This is a genomic window from Pectobacterium jejuense, assembly GCF_026800125.1.
GTDB classification, from domain to species: domain Bacteria; phylum Pseudomonadota; class Gammaproteobacteria; order Enterobacterales; family Enterobacteriaceae; genus Pectobacterium; species Pectobacterium jejuense.
This window is the reverse complement of record NZ_JAPQKX010000002.1, coordinates 212295-233457: the sequence shown is the minus strand read 5'-3', so window position 1 is coordinate 233457 and position 21163 is coordinate 212295. Positions and strand designations below refer to the sequence as shown.

Annotated in this window: 15 protein-coding genes; 7 read left to right on the top strand and 8 right to left on the bottom strand. The window is 53.6% G+C overall.

Annotation, left to right across the window (positions count from 1 at the left end; genetic code table 11):
• Window positions 1-58 precede the first annotated feature (58 nt).
• Window positions 59-781: a dihydromonapterin reductase gene (folM, locus tag NXT09_RS04550; RefSeq protein ID WP_127156756.1), complete on the bottom strand. Its 723-nt coding sequence runs from the start codon at window positions 779-781 to the stop codon at window positions 59-61.
• A 138-nt stretch (window positions 782-919) separates the two neighbouring features.
• Here folM and NXT09_RS04545 point away from each other — a divergent pair, with 138 nt between their 5' ends.
• Window positions 920-1336 (top strand): hypothetical protein, encoded by a 417-nt coding sequence (locus NXT09_RS04545; protein ID WP_268579020.1) that lies wholly within the window; start codon window positions 920-922, stop codon window positions 1334-1336.
• A gap of 38 nt (window positions 1337-1374) precedes the next feature.
• On the opposite strand, the gene dauA is transcribed toward NXT09_RS04545, so the two are convergent.
• From dauA to NXT09_RS04530, 3 genes are all read right to left on the bottom strand, one after another.
• Window positions 1375-3078 carry a C4-dicarboxylic acid transporter DauA gene (gene dauA / locus NXT09_RS04540; protein WP_268579019.1) on the bottom strand — a complete coding sequence of 568 codons (1704 nt, stop codon included), beginning with the start codon at window positions 3076-3078 and terminating at the stop codon, window positions 1375-1377.
• Window positions 3079-3241: 163 nt separating this feature from the next.
• Window positions 3242-4342 (bottom strand): sodium-potassium/proton antiporter ChaA, encoded by a 1101-nt coding sequence (gene chaA / locus NXT09_RS04535; protein WP_014915604.1) that lies wholly within the window; start codon window positions 4340-4342, stop codon window positions 3242-3244.
• Between the two features lie 348 nt (window positions 4343-4690).
• On the bottom strand, window positions 4691-5494 hold the full coding sequence (locus NXT09_RS04530) for a siderophore-interacting protein (RefSeq protein WP_205555064.1): 804 nt from the start codon (window positions 5492-5494) through the stop codon (window positions 4691-4693).
• A gap of 556 nt (window positions 5495-6050) precedes the next feature.
• Between NXT09_RS04530 and NXT09_RS04525 the strand changes: the two genes are divergently transcribed.
• On the top strand, window positions 6051-6734 hold the full coding sequence (locus tag NXT09_RS04525; protein WP_205555063.1) for a gamma-glutamylcyclotransferase: 684 nt from the start codon (window positions 6051-6053) through the stop codon (window positions 6732-6734).
• An 80-nt stretch (window positions 6735-6814) separates the two neighbouring features.
• Here NXT09_RS04525 and NXT09_RS04520 read toward each other — a convergent pair whose 3' ends face one another.
• The 4 genes from NXT09_RS04520 to narX all read right to left on the bottom strand — a co-directional run bounded on the left by NXT09_RS04520 (window position 6815) and on the right by narX (window position 12191).
• Window positions 6815-7855: a DUF481 domain-containing protein gene (locus NXT09_RS04520; RefSeq protein WP_205555062.1), complete on the bottom strand. Its 1041-nt coding sequence runs from the start codon at window positions 7853-7855 to the stop codon at window positions 6815-6817.
• 302 nt (window positions 7856-8157) lie between these two features.
• Window positions 8158-9435, bottom strand: coding sequence for an acyltransferase family protein (locus NXT09_RS04515; RefSeq protein ID WP_205555061.1), 1278 nt, complete (start codon window positions 9433-9435; stop codon window positions 8158-8160).
• Window positions 9436-9739: 304 nt separating this feature from the next.
• Complete coding sequence (gene narL / locus NXT09_RS04510) at window positions 9740-10390, bottom strand: two-component system response regulator NarL (RefSeq protein WP_010276892.1); 651 nt, start codon at window positions 10388-10390, stop codon at window positions 9740-9742.
• Window positions 10383-12191 carry a nitrate/nitrite two-component system sensor histidine kinase NarX gene (gene narX, locus NXT09_RS04505; RefSeq protein ID WP_268579188.1) on the bottom strand — a complete coding sequence of 603 codons (1809 nt, stop codon included), beginning with the start codon at window positions 12189-12191 and terminating at the stop codon, window positions 10383-10385. The genes narL and narX overlap by 8 nt, the downstream gene beginning before the upstream one ends.
• Window positions 12192-12527: 336 nt before the next feature.
• Here narX and NXT09_RS04500 point away from each other — a divergent pair, with 336 nt between their 5' ends.
• The 5 genes from NXT09_RS04500 (at window position 12528) to narI (ending at window position 21107) form a co-directional block, all read left to right on the top strand.
• On the top strand, window positions 12528-13916 hold the full coding sequence (locus NXT09_RS04500; protein ID WP_205555060.1) for a NarK family nitrate/nitrite MFS transporter: 1389 nt from the start codon (window positions 12528-12530) through the stop codon (window positions 13914-13916).
• 463 nt (window positions 13917-14379) lie between these two features.
• Window positions 14380-18141: a nitrate reductase subunit alpha gene (locus NXT09_RS04495; protein WP_268579018.1), complete on the top strand. Its 3762-nt coding sequence runs from the start codon at window positions 14380-14382 to the stop codon at window positions 18139-18141.
• A complete protein-coding gene (gene narH, locus NXT09_RS04490; protein WP_268579017.1) occupies window positions 18141-19706 on the top strand; it encodes a nitrate reductase subunit beta in 1566 nt (521 codons plus the stop codon). Before NXT09_RS04495 ends, narH begins: the two co-directional genes overlap by 1 nt.
• Entirely contained in the window at window positions 19699-20418 is a 720-nt protein-coding gene (narJ, locus tag NXT09_RS04485) for a nitrate reductase molybdenum cofactor assembly chaperone (protein WP_103199152.1), read from the top strand. Before narH ends, narJ begins: the two co-directional genes overlap by 8 nt.
• Window positions 20418-21107 (top strand): respiratory nitrate reductase subunit gamma, encoded by a 690-nt coding sequence (narI, locus tag NXT09_RS04480; protein WP_010276906.1) that lies wholly within the window; start codon window positions 20418-20420, stop codon window positions 21105-21107. Before narJ ends, narI begins: the two co-directional genes overlap by 1 nt.
• Window positions 21108-21163: the final 56 nt, after the last annotated feature.

Below are 21163 nucleotides of genomic sequence, written 5' to 3'. Positions count from 1 at the left end.
GCTGCTGGCGAACGTCGCTGGTGGTGATTGACTTATCCTCACATTGATACTCAGGGAATTAACGCAAAGCCCGTCCACCATCAACGCCTAGCGTTTTCCCGGTGACGTAACGGCTGCTGAGCAGGTAATCCACCAGCCGGACAATTTCTTCTTCACCGGGGGCAATTTTCATCAATGACTTTTCCAGTGCCTGCTGACGATAGGATTCGTCATCCTTTTCATTAAACAGGATGAGACCGGGGGCGATCGCGTTGACTTTCACCTCGGGTGCCAGCTTGCGGGCAAACGACCGCGTCATGTTATCCAGCGCCGCTTTGCTGGCGGCATAGGCAATGTGCTTATCGCTGCCTTTTTCTACCACGTAATCCGTCAGATGAATGATATCTGCACCCGCGATGCCTTGCCCACGCAGGCAGGGTTCCAACAGCTGGTTGAGTAAATAGGGCGTATAGACATGAATTTGCAACATATCGGCCAGCGTTTTTTCTGGCGGTGTGGTGGGGCTTTCAGGCTCCCAGCGGCTGGCATTGTGAATAATGGCGCGCAGCTGCGGCGTGAGCGCCTGGATTTGCCCTGCAAACGCATAGATGTTTTCCGTGGTGGAAAAATCGGCGGTCAGACAAACGGCACCATCTTGCTGTAGCGTCTCCAGTTCAGGATAAGGCGTGCGATAGCTGATGATGACCGGAATCGACTGGGCCAGAAACGAACGCGCCAGCGCCAGGCCAATACGCCGTGCGCCGCCGGTAATTAACACGGGAGCAGAAGAAAAAGTTGTCACAATTAGGTCTCCTCAACACGCTAGTCAAAAGGGGGCAAAGCGTGACAATATACCTGAATTAACCACCATATTGTTTACGGTTTTATACCCATCAGGGTAGTGTGCGGCAAACCACTGGCGAAGAGGAGAAAAGGGAATATGGAAAAGTCCCCTGAGTCTACAAGTTCCAGTGAGCCACTCTGTCTGGACTATACGGATTATTTAGCAGCATTGTGCAAGAAACGTTGGCGTTTCGTGGATGCGATGTACGGCGTGATGCCGATTTTTGGCATGGTAACCAAGATGGCTCCGGCTCGGCAGAGTGTGCCAACCGAGCGGCTGAAGGGACTGGCACTACAGGTGCTTTCTACGCAGGTGAGTGACGAAACTAACATCATCAGGCTGATTACGCTGGCACGCCAGCAAGGTCTGACCGCGTTTGATATCCAACTGCCTTATTCGCTGACGAACGAGCAACTGAGCGCCATTAGCTGCGAATGTGACGTGGCGCTCGATTTAACGCTGCGGGACGAACGCCTGTCCGTCCGATTCAAGATGCCAGCCGTGCAGCATTAGCACGGCGTGGCCCGCACACTATCTCTATTCTGTTTCCGCTACGCTGAGCGCACCGTCGTCGCCTCAATCGCCTGTGCGAGTGAACCGTAGAAGCTGAGCCGCCCTTCAATCGGATGAACTTTCGCCCGCGCCAGCGTTTTTAACGGCTGGAAGGGAATATCGGTGATGATGAGCTGTTTACCTTCGGATAGCGTTTCACTAAAGCGCAGGAACGCATTGAGTCCGCCAGCATCCAGCACCGGCACCGCATCCCACTGTAAGATGATATTTTGATAGCCTTCGCTGCGCACGGTCAGATCGTTGAAGATGCGTTCCGCCGCAGCAAAGAACAGCGGGCCGTTAACGCGCAGTACCAGATGATCCGGGATTTTAGTGTCCGGTAGTTCGCTCAGACGGGTCATCTGCGCGATGCGACGCATGAACAGCAGGGATGCCAGTACGATACCGACGGTAATCGCGATCACCATATCGAACAGCACGGTCAGCGACATACAGAGCAGCATCACGATAATGTCGTCTTTCGGCCCGTGGCGTAGCAAATCCACCACTTTGTGTGCTTCGCTCATGTTCCAGGCGACGATCAGCAGCAGCGACGCCATTGCCGCCAGCGGCAGATAAGACAGCCACGGCGCAAGGATCAGCAGCGCCAGTAACACCAGCAGCGCATGGATCACGGCGGAGATCGGCGAGTTTGCCCCCGCGCGCACGTTAGCGGCGGAGCGGGCAATCGCCGCGGTTGCGGTAATGCCGCCAAAGAAAGGTGCGATGATGTTACCGAAACCCTGACCCATCAGCTCCGCATTAGAATTGTGTTTTTTGCCCGTCATCCCGTCCAGCACAACGGCACACAGCAGAGACTCAATCGCCCCCAGCATCGCCATAGAGAACGCCGCAGGCAGCAGCGCGGAAATACTTTGCCAGTCCAGCGTCATCGTTTTCCCATCCGGCGACGGAATATCCCACGGCAGAATGAGCTGCGGCAGGATAGGTGGAATCCCTTGCCCCTGCGAACCGTCCGCTAGCATATAGCTGAATCGGGAACCGATGGTGGCCACATTTTCACCAAACAGTGACATGATCCCCATCACCGCGACGCCTGCCAGCAGCGCAGGCAAATGACCGGGCAAGCGAATACCAAGTCTGGGCCAGACGATGAGAACCAGCAGCGTCGTTGCGCCAATCAGCGTATCAGCAAGATGTAGGGTCGGCAGCGATTGTGCCAGCGCCGCTACTTTTTCGACGTAATGCTCGGGGACTACCGCCATCTGCAAGCCGAAAAAATCCTTGATTTGCATGGTACCGATGGTGATAGCGATCCCGGAGGTGAACCCCAGCGTCACGGAAAGCGGAATGTATTCAATCAGACGGCCAAAGCGGCAGAGCCCCATCAGCAGCAGAAATACGCCGGATAGCAAGGTGGCAACCAGCAGGCCGGATAGCCCAAACTGTTGCGACACCGGATACAAAATGACGACGAAGGCGGCCGTCGGGCCAGAGACGCTGTAGCGTGAACCGCCGCTGACGGCGATGACAATCCCCGCAATGGCTGATGTATATAGCCCGTACTGTGGAGGGACGCCGCTGGCAATCGCCAGTGCCATCGCCAGCGGTATAGCGATGATGCCGACGGTCACGCCAGCGATAATGTCGTGGATAAAACGTTGTAGCGTATATTTTTCGCGCCAGCACGCATCGATCAGTGCGCTGAACGGCCTGACGCCGTTAATTCCGTGCGTTTTCATCTAAGCAGAAACCAAAGTAAGGAGGTAAATCAATATGGCGGGCCTGCCGGTCCGTCGACGACAGCCTTACGATACGCCGGACGCACTCAGAAGATCCAGATATACATCAAGAGAAGTGGTTTTTGGCGAGGCCGACGCGGCGAAAACCGCGTCGGCAGGGGAATTACAGCGTGATGGTGATCAAATAGGCGGCAAAGAGTGCCAGATGCGCGCTGCCGCTCAACACGTTGGTTCTACCGGTGGAGAACGTAATGTGGCACAGCACCAGTACCGACAGCATCACGACAATGTGCGGCATATCCAGACCGAAGTTCAGCGTGCGACCGGTCAGCATGGCGATGATCGTAACGGTAGGGACCGTTAGTGAAATGGTTGCCAGCACGGAACCGAAAAACAGGTTCATGGCACGCTGTACCTGATTTTTCAGGACGGCGCGGATTGCTCCCAGCCCTTCAGGAGAGAGGATTAACAATGCGACCAGGAAGCCGGTAAACTGCGTCGGTGCGTTCATTTCGGTCAGCAGCGTTTCCAGTGGCATCGAGTTTGTTTTAGTTACCGCGATAACGGCAATCAGGTGAACCAGCAGCCAGGCAGTGTGCCACAGTGAGCTGTGCGCGGACGGTTTACCATGGTGTGGATCGTCGCCATCGCCTTCGTCTTCATGCTCATACACAAATAGGCTTTGGTGCGTACGCGTTTGAATCAGCAGGAAAACGCCGTACATCGCCGCAGAAATAGCGGCAATAATCAGCGATTGCGCTACGCTGAAATTACCACCAGGTAGGGCGCTGGGAAAAACCAGTACGATCACAGCTAATGGGAAAATCGCCATCAGGTATTGCTTGATACCGCTGAGGTTGACGTACTGTGTGGCGAATTTACGGCCGCCGAGTAAGAGGGCAAAACCGACCAGACCACCGGTGACAATGACGATGATGGAATAGAGGGTGTCACGCATCAGGTCCGGGCCAGCGTCACCGGTTGCCATCAGTGCTGAAATCAGGCTGACTTCAAGAATGACGACGGATAGGCTGAGGATCAATGAACCGTAGGGTTCACCCAGACGGTGTGCGAGCACGTCGGCGTGACGTACCACGCTGAAGGCGCTGAACAGTATCCCGGCTAGCGCGATGGCGTTGATGCCGAGAATGGCGACAAAATTTTGTGAAGTGCCCCACATGTAGAGCACGGCCAGCGCAATAACAGGAAAAATGAGTGAGTATTCATGATGGCGAGTTTTGACCACCTCAGCATGAGACTTCATTGCGGGAGTTCTCCTTATCCAGAGGAATGATACGGCAAAATATCCCCGTTATATTTCAAGCCAGCATACTGGCAGCTCAAACTATTTAGGGCATAAAGCCATTTATTGTGGTCGTAAAATCCTTTATTCAGGTCGTAAGCCCTTTATTAAGGGGGTAGAACAACAATAAACAGCAAAAGGTTACTAGAAAGTAGTTATAACGTAATAAAACGAACAATATGATAACAGATTGTCATGCTGATGCGGGAAGTTTTACGGATTTTTACGCTTTGATATGAAATTCAAATGAAAAGGGAGAATCTGCGTGTCTTCTCCCTATCATGATAATATCAAATGTATTTTTTGTGGTTATTCGTCAGGATTGTCCATAATATCGTGACGTTTATGATGATAATCCTCTTCATTTAGCCCTTCTCGCCAATAAGGGACGGCATACATCTGATTTCGTTCACACCCGCGTTCACGACGCACGTGGCGACGAAGCTGAACCACGATGCGATCTTCACCCGCTAACCAGTAAAATGCATTTTCAGCCGTCGGAAGTGCCTGAAACTGCTGCAACAGTGCATCAGTCACGTCCGTTCCGCCGATAATCCAATGCAGCTGAAGTTGTGCTGGTTTAGCGATATCAAGTTTATCCGCCTCGCTGTCGACACGGATGACCGCATGCCCCGTTGCGTCATCAGGCAGGTTCTCCAGCAGCGCCATGAGTGCGGGGAACGATGACGGATCAGCAGCCAGATAATAAGCGGCCGCTGGCGGCAACATCGGGAGCGGGCCACCGGGTTGCGAAATGCCGACCCAGTCGCCGGGCTTGGCCTGACGGGCAAAGGTGACGGCAGGCCCGGCGTGTTCATGCAACGCGAAAACCATATCCAGCTCCGCATCCTCCGGGCGCACCGCACGGACGCTATAGGTGCGAACGATGGGGCGGGCTTCGCCCTCTGGCCAGATCGGGCCGCGTTCGCCAATCGCGGGCAGAGCCGGTTTTTGCTGTCCAGCCTGAGGCAGAAAGAGTTTGATGTGTGCACCGTATCGCTCGGTCGGATAATCGCGCAGCGCGTCGTGATGGAAAGTAATGCAGCGTAAATGAGGTGAAATATCGTGGATGTGTTTAACCTGAACTAAAACAGGCTGACGCGGCGTTGCCATTCAGTGTCTCCGTGGATAGTCGATTCCAAATTAAGGATGATAATAACATGAGATGATAATTATTATCATTTGATGTCTGCCCGTTATTATTCTTGTCGCCGCCGATACTTTTTATTGGAGTCGAGTGCTTTCTCGTCGAGCGTACGGCAGGCTCCTGACGTCACAAAAATGAGGTTTGTATCAGGAATGCGTCAAGTCTGGCGGTGAGTTGCCGATTAGTTGATATACCCGTCATACTTCAAGTTGCATGTGCGTTGGCTGCATTCAGTCACCCGAATCACTTACCTAAGTAAGCTCATCGGGATGCCTTCTCTTGCCGCCTTCCTGAAACTCGAATTATTTAGGGTACAAAATCGGAATCTTGCGTGAGTGAAACATTATCACGAACTTTTTCAGTCTTTGTGACCAGTATCAAACTTGATCGCAAAGCCATAAATGAATAACCTCAATATAGATAGTGTTGTAAAATTAAGCAGATGAAGCAGTTAGGTTTTTACACGCAGGGCGAGAGCCGATCTGACGAGCAGTAAAAGAGTAAGGTTGGGGGTAGTAAGTAGTGTTAACACGCGATTTTTTGCAGAAAGCAGATTGTAGAACGTCTTTTGGTTGTATTGAAGAAACCTTACTGCTCACCCCGCAACAGCGGGCTGACTCGTTGGACAGGACGCTGGCGCTCCGGCCAAATAGCTGTCCTGTCTGGGTGTTTGGCTATGGTTCGCTTATGTGGAATCCGGTTTTTGACGCCGAAGAAACCTGTCTGGCCACGTTGGCGGGGTGGCAGCGAGCCTTTTGTCTGCGCCTGACCATCGGTCGCGGCACGGTAACGCAGCCGGGGCGGATGCTGGCGCTGAAACCCGGTGGGCAAACGACGGGGTTGGCTTTCCGACTGCCGGAAACCTCATTGCGTGAAGACCTGGAGCTGCTGTGGAAGCGTGAAATGCTGACGGGCTGCTATCGCCCGCTCTGGTGCGAACTGCATCGCAAGAACGGCGCACCGCTGACGGCGCTGGTATTTGTCTCCGAGCCGGAGCATCCCCTCAACGAAAATGATACCTGCATTCAGAGCGTTGCCCCGCTGATTGCGCGCGCGAGCGGTCCGCTTGGCACCAATGCGCAATATCTGTTTGCACTCGAACAAGAGTTGAAGCATCACGGAACGGAAGACGAAAGCGTGAGCGAATTGGCACAGCGGGTGCGTATCCTGCAACAGTCGTGTTCTGCGGCAGCAGGGAACGGTTAATAACGAAACCGCGATGAGTGGAAGCATTGAGGTGAACGACGAGCTCGCCGTTCACCTTGAGACAATGTGAAGCGACTGACTTACCAGCCGACGCCAACACCCATGGTGTACAGCGTGTCGTCAACATTCCCCTGATTACTTTCGATACGGGTACGTGACACTTTCATGCTCATAGAAGACCAGTCGGTCAGCTTGAAGCGCAGACCTGCATCCGCTTTCAGATAGATTGGCGCAGTGCCATCAAATGAACGACCCAATTCACCGTTGGTGAAGGCTTCAACCGATTTGCTGAACAGGTAGCGGTTGTACGCCCACTTAATCGCACCGGAGTAGAAGTCATCATCGCCCTGATCGCGGTAGACGAAGGTTTGGGAGTTGACCAGCGATGTCAGTGAGAACGCGCCTAAATCGTTATCCCAGAACTGATAACCGGGACCGAGACCGAAAGAGCGGTTGATTTTAATGCTTTCAATCCAGTCGCGTTTGTACTGATAACGACCCTGCCAGAACCAGTTCTCATCCACGAACTTATCCAGTGCATATTCGCCAGCCGCATTCTTGGTGCTCTCGACTTTATCCTCTTTTGCCAAATGGTAGCTGGCATCAAGGTTGTGTCGCCACGTATCGTGACGCGCTTTGGTGTTCAGCGTCACATCGTAGTTGTCGGTTTCTGTCGAACTTTTCTTGTGCGACATGCCAGCGTCAATGTTGCCTTTCCAGGCGAAATCGGTCACCAGCGGCTTCTGCGCGACAATGGACGTGATTTCAGAAAGTGGCAATGTCTGCGGACCGGCGGCTTCGTTAGCCAGCGACGGGTTCGCGACGATGGCGCGGTTTTCGCTCGCTTTGATCGTCGGATACAGAACGCCTTTCTCGTAGCGTTCGCCTTGAATCACCAGGCCATGGTCGGATTCAAAGGTTTTCACCTTATCCCAGGCTACAGAAATAGAGCCAGCATAGTCGGTGTTGATAAAGAGTTTTCCGCCGTCAAGCAGCGTGATTTTCCCTGTAAGCTTGTCGCCGTTGTTCAGCCAAATGGTGTCAGCGCGGCTCTGTGTAATGCCAGCAGAGAGGGCGATAACCAGGCTGAGGGAAGAGAGTGCGTGTTTGGATAGTGTCATTATTGCCAAGTAAACAGTGGTGACAGGTAGTGAGATGTCCGTCAAAGACAAAGACGTACAGCCGATGATAACGAACCGGTTTAGTCCGGAACGGCAAACATTAACAGGAATCGTAGTGATGCTCTACCCGAAAACGAAAATTGATTAGAATGTAAATAGTTATAAAAGTGGCTATTGATGATTAACAGCTATAACGCGATATCTGTCACATTTTTGGCTGGCGGAAAGGGGATGAGTCGTGTGGGGATGATGCTCTCTGACCCCGCTTGTTTTAGGTCAGAGAGCGTGTGCGATAGATGACGCTATGCGGTGCGCTGCGTGCGGGAAGTGTTGTTGTTGCTCAGGAAACGCGCGGTCAGGAACGTCCTTACGCGGAACACGATCCGTTCCTGGAAGAGAACACAGAGCGTCACGGTGCTGAGCAGGAAAATGATATAGCCCGTCATGGACAGCTGCACCTGACCTGCCGCGGTAATGCATTGATCCCAATCGCTGAAGCAGGCCATCGGGTTACCGCGCACCAGCTGTTCCAGCGTACGGAACAGATTAAAGAGCGGAACGTGTAGCGCAAAGATAGACAGCGAGGCAGCTCCCAGTCGGGGCGACCAGTGCCGCAGCCATTCACTGTTAGGTTCACGCGCCAGCGCGCTGAGACAAACCAGACCGACCTGAGCCGGCAGGAGCAAGCCGTTGTGCAGCAAGAAGTACCAGTAGGCTTCGCCTTTTGTGAACAGCCAGGTAGCGACAAGGAAATTCACACCGATGAAGAGGGCGAGTGCGTAGCGCTGGCCTTTGGTCAACGGTAAGCGATCTTTCTGACGATAATGGCGGAACAGGGCATAGCCCAATATCCCGGCCAGGAATTCCGGCAGACGGAAGATCGGCCCACGCTGCAACAGCCCGGTATACGGCATACCGAACTGCTGTTGCCAAATTACCCAAATCGGCGGCAGCAGATACAGCAGGCAGACGATCCCCATCCACAGCCACGGATGGCGGCTGTTCAACAAACGCGGTGCCAACAGCGGAAACGCCAGATAGAAAAAGAACAGCGTGGAAAGCGACCATAACGGGGCATTGAAGGTCAGGAAGTAAGGATTCCATGCCTGCAACATCAGTACCTGCAATAACCCGTTGAACGCCAGCTGTGCATTCGTCATGTAATGGCGCAGCGTTTCGGGGTCGGCTGCGGGATCGTTGGTGTCATAAATCACGAAACGCGCGCTGGCGACTTGTCCTTCCGGCGGCACGGCCAGCCACTGCATTAGCGTGACAACGGCAATCGAAGACAGCAGGGCAATGATATGGATGGGATAAAGATTAAAGAAGCGTTTGGCCCAGAACTGGCGAACAGGTTCGCGCAGACGTCCGTCCTTTATATAGACATGGGCTAGCAAGAAGCCAGACAGGACAAAGAACGTGCTGGTCGCGAAGAATCCCATGCTGGTGAGCTCGCTCAGGAAGGGAATGCGCTCACGCTGGGGATAAACGTGTACCGTGTGATAAATCATGACGTAGCAGCCGAGCAAAAATCGTAACCATTCCAGGCCGATAAACCGCTCCTTACTGACCTTTTTCATGTTGTTCCTCAACGTTAAACTCGGAGTAAAAGCCGAAAAATGCGATTACTAACTAGTTTAGACGAGAGCAACGTCACATTAATTAGGATAATGGCTATAAATGCCGGTGCCGTTTAGCAACCGTTTAGATTGGGCGGGGCGTTGATGGTATTTCCAACAATTATTTTCATCAACCTTGTTGTCATCAACTTTGTTTCATGAACTACGGCGGCATCCTCGCTCACGCGAGGATAATCTCGGACGGAAGGGCGCCAGAGCGCCTTATCCGTACCGCTGACAATAGCGGTATTTTGTGACGATTTGATTAAATCACTTTTTCTTGTAATACCCAAACAGCTGCTTCGACCCGTGATTTTAGTTTCATTTTTTTCAACAGGTGTTTGACGTGAACCTTAACGGTACTTTCGGTAATCGTGAGCTTGCGGGCAATCACTTTATTGGATAATCCCTGAGCCAGCAGCTTCAGAATATCGCGTTCGCGCGGCGTGAGTTGTTGAATGTCCCGGTCGCTGCTGTGGCGGCTTTCGCGCAGGCTGGCGGCCAGAATCGGCGTCAACGTTTCACTCAGTACCATTTTTCCTGACGCCGCCTGATGCAGCGCAGCCAGTAAATCTTCCGGCTCCATATCTTTCAGCAGATAACCATCGGCACCATTTTTCAGGGCATTGACAACATCGTCTTCATGGTTGGAAACGCTAAAGACGACAATGCGGCCAGACAGCGATTTTTCCCGCAGACGATTCAACGTTTCCAGACCATTCATGCCGGGCATGTTCAAATCGAGCAGAATCAAATCCGGGTCCAGCTGTTCCGCTAGCTCGACACCCTGTTCGCCGTGACTGGCTTCACCTGCCACCTGCAATTCTGGGTCCATGCTGATGAGTTGCTTAACGCCATTCCGCAACATGGGATGGTCATCAATCAGCAGTAGGGTGGCGGCATCTTCGTTAATCATGAGTTTCTCCTGTTAATGGCAGCCGGTGACGGTATTCGGAGAGGAAGTTGACATTGACTTCAGTGCCCCCCGACGGCCGGCGTCGAACAATGCATTCGCCGTGCAAACCCCGTGCACGGTCGCGCATGATAATAAGTCCATAGTGGTTGGCGCGGCTGGCATCATCCGGAATACCGATGCCATTGTCGGCTACGCTGAGTTCGATGTAACCCTGACGCAGTTGCAGGGTGATATCGACCTGTGTGGCCTGCGCGTGTTTATAAATATTGCTCAGCGCTTCACGCACAATTTGCAGGACGTGAATACCTTGATGCGCAGAAACCGACTGCGGCGGCAGGCGGTAATGTAATTCGATAGGATAGCCCAGTCGCTTACTGAATTCATCGACCGACGCGCGCAGCGCGGCAAGTAAGCCGGATTCCGACAGCTTCAGCCGGAACGTCGTCAGCAGCTCACGCAGTTGGCGATAGGCAGTGTTTAACTCTTCCCGCATTTCCGTCAGCAGCTGCTGCGACGCGGGTGGTAAATCGCCGCCCTGCATTTGCAGGCAGCTCACCTGAATTTTCAGGCAGGAGAGGGACTGGGCGATAGAGTCGTGCAGCTCACGGGCAATCGTGGCGCGTTCCTCCATCAGCATCAACTGCTGCTGATGGTTCGATTGACGCTCCAGCGCCAGCGTGCTGGTTAACTGTTCCAGTAAGGTATTCAGTAACTGATTTTGATCGCGGCTCAGAACGGTGTTGCCCGGCAGCGTGGCTAACACGACGCCATATTGTCCGTGCTTGTCGTGCAGATCCCAGCAGTGAGGCTCACCCGGCAGTTCCTCCCGTTTTGCCTGCATCCCGCAACTCTGACAGCTGTTATCCGGGCAGTGGTCCGGCTGTGACTGGCTGCAATCGCTAAACTGGTGAAACTGTTCCTGATTGTTATCTTCATACAGCCGTAATTGAATATTGCGCAGCGGCGTCAGCGTCGGTAGTTCGTTCAGGATCGGCATCAGGCGGCTACACAGCGGCGCACCAGTATGCAAGCGTCGACTGGCGCGATAGAGGAAAGAAAGCAGATCGTTTTTCTGTTGCAGGTCGGCTGTTTTCTCGGCGACGCGCAGTTCCAGACTGTGGTACATGGCGGAAAGTTCATCCGACATGCTGTTCAGCACCTGTCCCAGTGTGCTCATTTCGTCATGGCCGTTGATGGCGACGCGCTGGGTGAAATCACCTTGCCCGATAGCTTGTCCCATCGCAACCAGACGTCGCCACGGCGTCAGCAGTCGACGGCGCAGGTAAAAGAAGGTGGTAACCAGCAGAATAAACATGATGCCGATGAAGATGCGCTGCACCAACGTGACCATCCTCAATCGCTGTTCGGTTTTATGATCGATGGCGGAAACCAGATCGTCGAGCTGTTTCACGAAGCGGGCGACATCCGCCGAGGCATCCGCAGAATTTGTTGCCTGCCGCAGATGCGGTTGCAGGTTTTCCAGCCAGAAAACGCGCAGCGCAGTGAATTGTTCACTAAGCCCTTCCCGACGTACTGCCTGCTGTAGGTCGCTGCTGATTTCGTCTTCTTCCAGTTCTTGCAGGTAAATTTCATTCTCGGCAGAGAGCGGCACCATCGAGAGCAGGCGGTAACTCTGCATACGCAGCGAGCCCGCTTTATTAATGGCGTGCGCGTTCCCTTGGATGCTTTGAGACATCCAACTGGAAACCGACATACCTGCAATACCCAGCAAACCGAGTAGCAGCATCAATAAGGCAACCTGATTGACGAGCGACAGCGGCAGCAGGAAACGTTTCAACATAATAAAGCGACCTCTGCTGGAGGAGTAGAAAACCAGTACCGGGAAGGATAACCCTTTTGGCATTTTTCCCGATCCTACATGATAACCCCATACCTACTAGTGAGTACCACTGAATATCCACGCCTTGAAAGGGGATATGACAGTACGAAAAAATAGAGATATAACAGCTTGAATTATCGTTGCTTATTTTTCTATTTTTATTACTCATTAAGGAGTGTGGTTATTTTTACACGGTTTTTTTACCTGACAGCGCGTTGATTTGCATCAACTTTACCTGCGGTGTAATCCCTAATGTTGCGCCTTAATTCTACCGCGTTTTTATTTATTGAGGTTTTTATGACGCAGCCTTCATCACCCGAGAAAGTATCGCAAAGCACGCTGATAAGGGAATGGAATCCTGAAGATACAAAATTCTGGCAATCTGGCGGACAACGGATAGCACAGCGTAATCTTTGGATCTCTGTACCGTGCCTGCTGTTGTCGTTTTGTGTCTGGATGATTTTCAGCACCGTGGCCGTTAACCTAAACAAGGTTGGATTTAGTTTTAGCACAGACCAGTTATTTTTACTTGCCGCGCTGCCTTCCGTCTCCGGCGCGCTGTTGCGAGTTCCTTACTCCTTCGTTATCCCCATGGTTGGCGGTCGCCGTTGGACGACGTTAAGTACCATCATTCTGGTTATCCCGTGTATCTGGCTTGGGTTTGCCGTACAAAACCCGCAGACGCCTTACAGCATTTTCGTCACGATTTCTCTGATGTGTGGCTTCGCTGGTGCTAACTTTGCGTCCAGCATGGCGAACATCAGTTTCTTCTTCCCAAAATCACGTCAGGGTAGTGCGCTAGGCATTAACGGTGGATTGGGCAACCTCGGCGTGAGTGTGATGCAACTGCTGGTGCCGGTGGTGATTTTCCTGCCGATGCTGGGATTTTCTGACAACGGCGTGGTGCAACCTGACGGCACACAGATCTGGCTGCACCATGCTGCCTGGATGTGGGTGCCGTTGCTGGTGATTGCCGCAACCGCTGCCTGGTTTGGCATGAACGATCTGCCTATGGCTAATGCGTCGATACGTAAGCAACTGCCCGTTTTGAAGCAAATGCACCTGTGGATACTCAGCTTCCTGTATCTGTCCACGTTTGGCTCATTCATCGGTTTCTCTGCAGGCTTCGGCATGTTGTCCAGAACGCAGTTCCCAGACATTGTGATTCTTTACTACGCGTTCTTCGGGCCGCTGCTGGGCGCGCTGGCGCGTCCGGTTGGTGGCATGCTGTCTGACCGCTTTGGCGGTGTAAAAGTGACGCTGATTAACTTCATCCTGATGACGATTTTCTCGGTGCTGTTGTTCCTGTCTCTACCGAGTGCGAACTCTGCGGGCTCATTCGGGATGTTCTTTGGCATTTTCATGATGCTGTTCCTGACGGCCGGTCTGGGTAGTGGGTCCACATTCCAGATGATCGCCGTGATTTTCCGTAAATTAACGGCAGATCGCGTGAAAACACAAGGTGGAAGCGATGCGGATGCACAGCGTGCGGCAGCCACGGACACCGCAGCGGCGCTGGGCTTTATCTCAGCCATTGGCGCTATCGGTGGCTTCTTCATTCCTCAGGCCTTCGGAATGTCGCTTGAGTTAACCGGTTCACCCACCGGAGCGATGAAGGTGTTCGTAGTGTGCTACGTCGTCTGCGTATTGGTGACCTGGCTGTTCTATGCCAGAAAGAAAAACTGATTCGCCAGAAAGAAAAGCTGATTCCTCTCGATAACGTTCGGGGACTAACAGTCAGAAAGATCGGTGTCCCTTTCTCAGCGCCTCCTACTTTTCGGGGAGGCGTTTTTTTGTGCTGCATTCAGCTACCCCCTTTACTGAATCTGCACGATTTTTCGTCGCCTTCCGACTACTACCTCTAAATAGTCGTGTGTATGAATTCAGTATAAACACAAAACGAATGGTTTTATTTTTATCTTTTTAAATCAATTAATTATGTGTTTTTTCTGTAATAATTCTTTAGTGGTAGTTGGCGATATACTCCGTTTTTCACAGGGTGACACTCTTGATCGTTATCAAGTTTGGCAACGCGGTTGCTGGATACCCTAGCGCCAACTTGAGCGATGTGTCGTAAGCAAAAACAGATGTCTGCTACGAGCATTTCATAACGACAGGGGCCAGCAGGCTTCGCAGCAGGAGAGTCCGGATGAGCAAATTCCTTGACCGGTTACGTTACTTCAAACAACTGGCCGAACCGTTTTCTGATGGTCATGGCCAGACCCTCAATACCAATCGTGACTGGGAAGACGGCTATCGCAGTCGCTGGCAGCATGACAAAATCGTACGTTCTACCCACGGGGTAAACTGTACCGGTTCATGTAGCTGGAAGATTTATGTGAAAAACGGTCTGGTGACGTGGGAAACGCAGCAGACTGACTATCCGCGTACCCGTCCGGACCTGCCTAACCATGAACCTCGCGGCTGCCCGCGTGGTGCCAGCTATTCCTGGTATCTCTACAGCGCTAACCGCCTGAAATACCCGATGATGCGTAAGCGCCTGCTGAAACTGTGGCGTGAAGCGAAACTGACGCACAGCGATCCGGTTGATGCCTGGGCATCCATCGTCAACGACCCCGAGAAGACCAAATACTACAAACAAATTCGTGGCCGTGGTGGTTTCGTTCGTTCTGACTGGAATGAAGTCAACGAACTGATCGCTGCCTCTAACGTTTACACCACCAAGACCTTCGGTCCAGACCGCGTGATCGGTTTCTCACCGATTCCTGCGATGTCGATGGTGTCCTACGCTGCGGGTGCCCGTTACCTTTCTCTGCTCGGCGGCGTGTGCCTGAGTTTCTACGACTGGTACTGTGACTTACCTCCAGCGTCACCTATGACCTGGGGTGAGCAGACTGACGTACCGGAGTCTGCCGACTGGTACAACTCCTCTTACATCATTGCCTGGGGCTCTAACGTTCCGCAAACCCGTACGCCGGATGCCCACTTCTTTACGGAAGTTCGCTACAAAGGCACTAAAACCGTTGCGGTCACACCGGACTACGCTGAAATCGCCAAGCTGTGCGACCACTGGTTGAACCCGAAACAAGGTACCGACAGCGCGATGGCGCTGGCAATGGGCCACGTTATTCTGAAAGAGTTCCACCTCGACAAACCGAGCCAGTATTTCAGCGAGTACGTTCGTCAATACACGGACTTACCAATGCTGGTGCTGCTGGAACCACGTGAAGACGGTTACTATGCGGCCGGTCGTATGCTGCGTGCTTCCGATCTGGTGGACAACCTCGGCCAGGACAACAACCCGCAGTGGAAAACCATCGCGATTGACGATGAAAGCGGCAATCTGACGGCTCCACAAGGGTCGATCGGCTACCGTTGGGGCGATCAGGGCAAATGGAACCTGGAACAGCGCGACGGCGTGAGCGGCGAAGAAGTGAAACTGCGCTTGAGCCTGCTGGGGTCGCACGACGATGTGGTTGATGTCGGCTTCCCGTATTTTGGCGGCGCGGTCAGCGAACATTTCAACAACGTTGCGCTAGAAGAAATCCTGCTGCACAAACTGCCAGTTAAGCGTCTGACGCTGGCTGATGGTAGCGAAGCGCTGGTTGCCTGCGTGTATGACCTGACGATGGCGAACTACGGCCTGGATCGCGGTCTGGGCGACGACAACTGCGCGCGTGATTACGACGATGTGAAAGCGTACAGCCCAGCCTGGGCCGAAGAGATTACTGGCGTTTCTCGTCAGAACATCATCCGCATTGCGCGTGAATTCGCGGATAACGCCGATAAAACGCACGGTCGTTCCATGATCATCGTTGGTGCTGGTATCAACCACTGGTACCACATGGACATGAACTACCGCGGCATCATCAACATGCTGATTTTCTGCGGCTGTGTCGGTCAGAGCGGTGGCGGTTGGGCGCACTACGTCGGACAAGAAAAACTGCGTCCGCAAACCGGTTGGACGCCGCTGGCGTTTGGTCTGGACTGGCAGCGTCCGCCTCGTCACATGAACAGTACGTCGTTCTTCTATAACCACTCTAGCCAGTGGCGTTATGAAACCGTCGCGCCGCAGGAACTGCTGTCACCACTGGCAGATAAATCCCGCTTTACCGGCAGCATGATTGACTTCAACGTGCGCGCCGAGCGTATGGGCTGGCTGCCGTCTGCACCACAGCTGAACGTTAACCCGCTGGATATCGCAGAAAAAGCGCGTGCCGCTGGTATCACGCCGCAGGAATATACCGTTGCTGCGTTGAAATCAGGTGACATCAAATTTGCTGCTGAACAGCCGGATAGTCCGCAAAACTACCCGCGCAACCTGTTCATCTGGCGTTCTAACCTGCTGGGTTCTTCCGGTAAAGGCCACGAATACATGCTGAAGTACCTGCTGGGTACGGAGCACGGTATTCAAGGGCAAGATCTGGGTACCGCGGGCAGCGTGAAGCCAGAAGAAGTGGAATGGCGCGACCAAGGCGTTGAAGGCAAACTGGATCTGGTGGTGACGCTTGATTTCCGTATGTCCAGCACCTGCCTGTACTCCGACATTGTCCTGCCAACGGCAACCTGGTACGAAAAAGACGACATGAATACCTCGGATATGCATCCGTTTATTCACCCGCTGTCTGCGGCTGTCGATCCGGCGTGGGATTCCAAAAGCGACTGGGAAATCTACAAAGGCATCGCGAAAGCCTTCTCTCGCGTCTGTCAGGGACACCTGGGTCAGGAAACCGATCTGGTTACCTTGCCAATTCAACACGATTCCCCGGCAGAAATGGCGCAGCCTTTCGGCGTGGATGACTGGAAAAAAGGCGAATGCGACCTGATTCCGGGCAAAACTGCACCGCACCTGATGATGGTGGAGCGCGACTACCCGAACCTGTACGAACGTTTCACCTCGCTCGGTCCGTTGATGGACAAGCTGGGCAACGGTGGTAAAGGCATCGGCTGGAACACGCAGACCGAAGTCGATTTCCTGAAAAAGCTGAACTACACCAAAGCTGACGGTGCGGCGGTGGGTCGTCCGAAGATTGAAACGGCGATCGATGCGGCAGAAGTGATTCTGTCTCTGGCTCCGGAAACCAACGGTCAGGTGGCGGTGAAGGCGTGGGAAGCGCTGAGCAAATTCACCGGTCGTGATCACACGCATCTGGCACTGAATAAAGAAGACGAGAAAATTCGCTTCCGCGATATTCAGGCGCAGCCGCGCAAGATTATCTCCAGCCCGACCTGGTCTGGTTTGGAAGACGAGCACGTTTCCTATAACGCCTGTTATACCAACGTTCATGAGCTGATTCCGTGGCGTACGCTGTCCGGCCGCCAACAGCTGTATCAAGACCATGAGTGGATGCGTGCCTTCGGTGAAAGCCTGCTGGTATACCGTCCGCCAGTCGACACCCGTGCGGCTGAGCCGGTGCTGAATAAGAAGCCTAACGGCAACCCGGAAAAACCGCTGAACTTCCTGACGCCGCACCAAAAATGGGGCATTCACTCCACGTACAGCGACAACCTGTTGATGCTGACGCTGGGTCGCGGTGGCCCGATTATCTGGCTGAGCGAAGACGATGCTCGCGATCTGGGTATTGCGGATAACGACTGGGTAGAAGCGTTTAACGCCAACGGTGCACTGACGGCGCGTGCGGTGGTCAGCCAGCGTGTGCCAGCGGGTATGACCATGATGTACCACGCGCAGGAACGCATTATTAACCTGCCGGGATCGGAAATTACCCAGCAGCGCGGCGGTATTCACAACTCGGTAACCCGTATCACGCCGAAACCGACCCATATGATCGGCGGCTATGCCCAACTGGCTTATGGCTTTAACTACTACGGCACCGTTGGGTCAAACCGCGATGAGTTCGTCGTAGTTCGTAAAATGAAACGCATCGACTGGCTGGATGATGAAGGCCAGGACTATGTACAAAAAGCGGTACAGCAGGAGAAAGCCTGATGAAAATTCGTTCACAAGTGGGCATGGTGCTGAATCTGGACAAATGCATCGGCTGTCACACCTGCTCCGTCAGCTGTAAAAACGTTTGGACCAGTCGTGAAGGGATGGAATACGCCTGGTTCAACAACGTCGAAACCAAACCGGGCGTGGGCTATCCCCATGCCTGGGAGGATCAGGAAAAATGGAAGGGCGGCTGGATCCGTAAAATCAGCGGCAAGCTCGAGCCGCGTATGGGTAACCGCATCAGCGTGTTATCCAAGATCTTCGCTAACCCGGATGTGCCGGAAATCGACGACTACTATGAGCCGTTTGACTACGACTATCAGAACCTGCGTAAAGCGCCGGAAGGTAAGCATCAGCCTGTCGCGCGTCCGCGCTCGCTGATTACCGGTCAGCGGATGAAGAAAATCGAGAGTGGCCCGAACTGGGAAGACGATCTGGGTGGTGAATTCAGCGTGCGCTCTAAGGATAAAAACTTTGAGCATATGCAGAAAGAGATGTACGGCCAGTTCGAAAACACGTTCATGATGTATTTGCCGCGTCTGTGCGAACACTGCCTGAACCCAGCGTGTGTGGCGACCTGTCCGAGCGGCGCGATCTACAAACGTGGCGAAGACGGTATCGTCCTGATCGATCAGGACAAATGCCGCGGCTGGCGTATGTGCTTGACCGGTTGCCCGTACAAGAAAATCTACTTCAACTGGAAGAGCGGCAAATCAGAAAAATGTATTTTCTGCTACCCGCGTATCGAAAGTGGTCAACCGACGCTCTGCTCAGAAACCTGCGTCGGGCGTATCCGCTACCTGGGCGTGCTGCTCTATGATGCTGACCGCATCGAACAAGCGGCTTCTGTGGAAAACGAGAAAGATCTGTACCAGAGCCAACTGGATGTGTTCCTTGACCCGCACGATCCGAAAGTCATTGAACAAGCGCTGAAAGACGGCATTCCAAACAGCGTCATTGAAGCGGCACAGCAGTCGCCGGTATACAAAATGGCGATGGATTGGAAGCTGGCGCTGCCGTTGCATCCAGAATACCGCACGCTGCCGATGGTATGGTACGTGCCGCCATTGTCACCGATTCAGTCTGCCGCGGATGCAGGCCAATTGGCGCACACCGGCGTACTGCCGGACGTCGAAAGTCTGCGTATTCCAGTGCAATATCTGGCGAACCTGCTGACCGCAGGCGATACCGAGCCGGTCTTGCTGGCGCTGAAACGTATGCTGGCGATGCGTCACTACAAACGTGCAGAAACCGTGGAAGGCAAAATCGATACCAGCGCGCTGGAGCAGGTTGGGCTGACGGAAGCGCAGGCGCAGGAAATGTACCGCTATCTGGCGATTGCGAACTACGAAGATCGCTTCGTGATTCCATCAAGCCATCGTGAACTGGCGCGTGAAGCCTTCCCAGAAAGCAAAGGCTGCGGTTTCAGCTTTGGCGATGGTTGCCACGGCAGCGATACCAAATTCAACCTGTTCAACAGCAAGCGTATTGATGCGATTGATGTCAGCAGCAAAACGCGTGATATGAACAGCAAAGTCATGCGGGAGACGAACCATGATTAGCCTGCGGATTATTGCCCGCCTGCTGGACTATCCCGATAGCGAGCTGTGGGAAAACCGGGCTGAGCTGATCGAAGCGGTAGAGCAGGCTGATGCTTTACCGCTGCGTGAGAGCCATCAGCTCATGCAGTTCATCAACACGCTGTGCGCGCAGGATCTGTTGGACAAACAGGCGGAGTATAGCGGCCTGTTTGACCGCGGTCGGGCGACCTCGCTGCTGCTGTTCGAACACGTTCACGGTGAGTCTCGCGACCGTGGTCAGGCGATGGTCGATCTCATGCAGCAATATCAGGATGCCGGTCTGGCGCTGGATTGCCGTGAGCTGCCGGACTACCTGCCGCTGTATCTTGAGTACCTTTCTCGTCTGGAGCCCGCGCAGAGTCGCGCGGGTTTACTCGACATCGCGCCGATTCTGGCGTTGATTGGCGCGCGTTTGCAGCAGCGTGACAGCAGCTATGCCGTGCTGTTCGATCTGCTGTTGGCGCTGTCCGGTAGTGACCTGAAAAGTGACGATGTCACACATCAGGTCGCTGACGAAGCGCGCGACGACACGCCGCAGGCGCTGGATGCTGTATGGGAAGAGGAACAGGTTAAGTTCCTCGGCGAAGAAGGCTGCGCATCGGCCCAACAAACGCAACACCAACGCCGCTTCGCTGGCGCGGTGGTGCCGCAATATCTGAATCTTGACGCGACATCGGCGGGAGGGCAACGCTAATGAGTGCAATCACGAACTATTTTAATGTGTTCTTTTTTGACATCTATCCCTATCTGGCGATGGCCATTTTCCTGATTGGCAGCTGGTTGCGCTATGACTACGGCCAGTACAGCTGGCGTGCCGGTTCGAGCCAAATGCTGGATAAGAAAGGGATGCGTCTGGCGTCTAACCTGTTCCATCTGGGGATTCTGGGCGTCTTTGCCGGGCACTTCCTCGGTATGCTGACGCCGCACTGGATGTACGAAGCCTTCCTGCCAATGGATGTAAAACAGAAAATGGCGATGTTCGGCGGTGGTGCGGCAGGTCTGCTGACGTTTGTCGGTGGCGTGCTGCTGTTAAAGCGCCGTCTGACAAACCCGCGTATTCGCGCTACGTCCAGCGTTGGCGACATTCTCATTCTGTCTCTGCTGGTGATTCAGGCTGGTTTGGGGCTGCTGACCATCCCATTCTCTGCACAGCATATGGACGGTAGTGAAATGCTGAAGCTGGTCGGTTGGGCGCAGAGCGTGGCGTTCTTCCAGGGCGGAGCGTCTGAGCATTTGGCGGGTGTCGCGCTGATCTTCAAACTGCATATTGTGTTGGGGCTGACGCTGTTTGTTCTGTTCCCGTTCTGCCGTCTGGTTCACATCTGGAGCGCACCGGTCGAGTACCTGACGCGTCGCTACCAGTTAGTGCGTAACCGTCGCTAAGTATGATAAAAACGGCAGCGTTGTCATAACGCTGCCGTTTTAACGCCTTCCTTTTC

Coding starts and splice junctions, on each gene's coding strand:
- NXT09_RS04545 (WP_268579020.1), top strand. CDS start 920: ATGGAAAAGTCCCCTGAGTCTACAAGTTCCAGTGAGCCACTCTGTCTG.
- dauA (WP_268579019.1), bottom strand. CDS start 3,078: ATGAAAACGCACGGAATTAACGGCGTCAGGCCGTTCAGCGCACTGATC.
- chaA (WP_014915604.1), bottom strand. CDS start 4,342: ATGAAGTCTCATGCTGAGGTGGTCAAAACTCGCCATCATGAATACTCA.
- NXT09_RS04530 (WP_205555064.1), bottom strand. CDS start 5,494: ATGGCAACGCCGCGTCAGCCTGTTTTAGTTCAGGTTAAACACATCCAC.
- NXT09_RS04520 (WP_205555062.1), bottom strand. CDS start 7,855: ATGACACTATCCAAACACGCACTCTCTTCCCTCAGCCTGGTTATCGCC.
- NXT09_RS04515 (WP_205555061.1), bottom strand. CDS start 9,435: ATGAAAAAGGTCAGTAAGGAGCGGTTTATCGGCCTGGAATGGTTACGA.
- narL (WP_010276892.1), bottom strand. CDS start 10,390: ATGATTAACGAAGATGCCGCCACCCTACTGCTGATTGATGACCATCCC.
- narX (WP_268579188.1), bottom strand. CDS start 12,191: ATGTTGAAACGTTTCCTGCTGCCGCTGTCGCTCGTCAATCAGGTTGCC.
- NXT09_RS04500 (WP_205555060.1), top strand. CDS start 12,528: ATGACGCAGCCTTCATCACCCGAGAAAGTATCGCAAAGCACGCTGATA.
- NXT09_RS04495 (WP_268579018.1), top strand. CDS start 14,380: ATGAGCAAATTCCTTGACCGGTTACGTTACTTCAAACAACTGGCCGAA.
- narH (WP_268579017.1), top strand. CDS start 18,141: ATGAAAATTCGTTCACAAGTGGGCATGGTGCTGAATCTGGACAAATGC.
- narJ (WP_103199152.1), top strand. CDS start 19,699: ATGATTAGCCTGCGGATTATTGCCCGCCTGCTGGACTATCCCGATAGC.
- narI (WP_010276906.1), top strand. CDS start 20,418: ATGAGTGCAATCACGAACTATTTTAATGTGTTCTTTTTTGACATCTAT.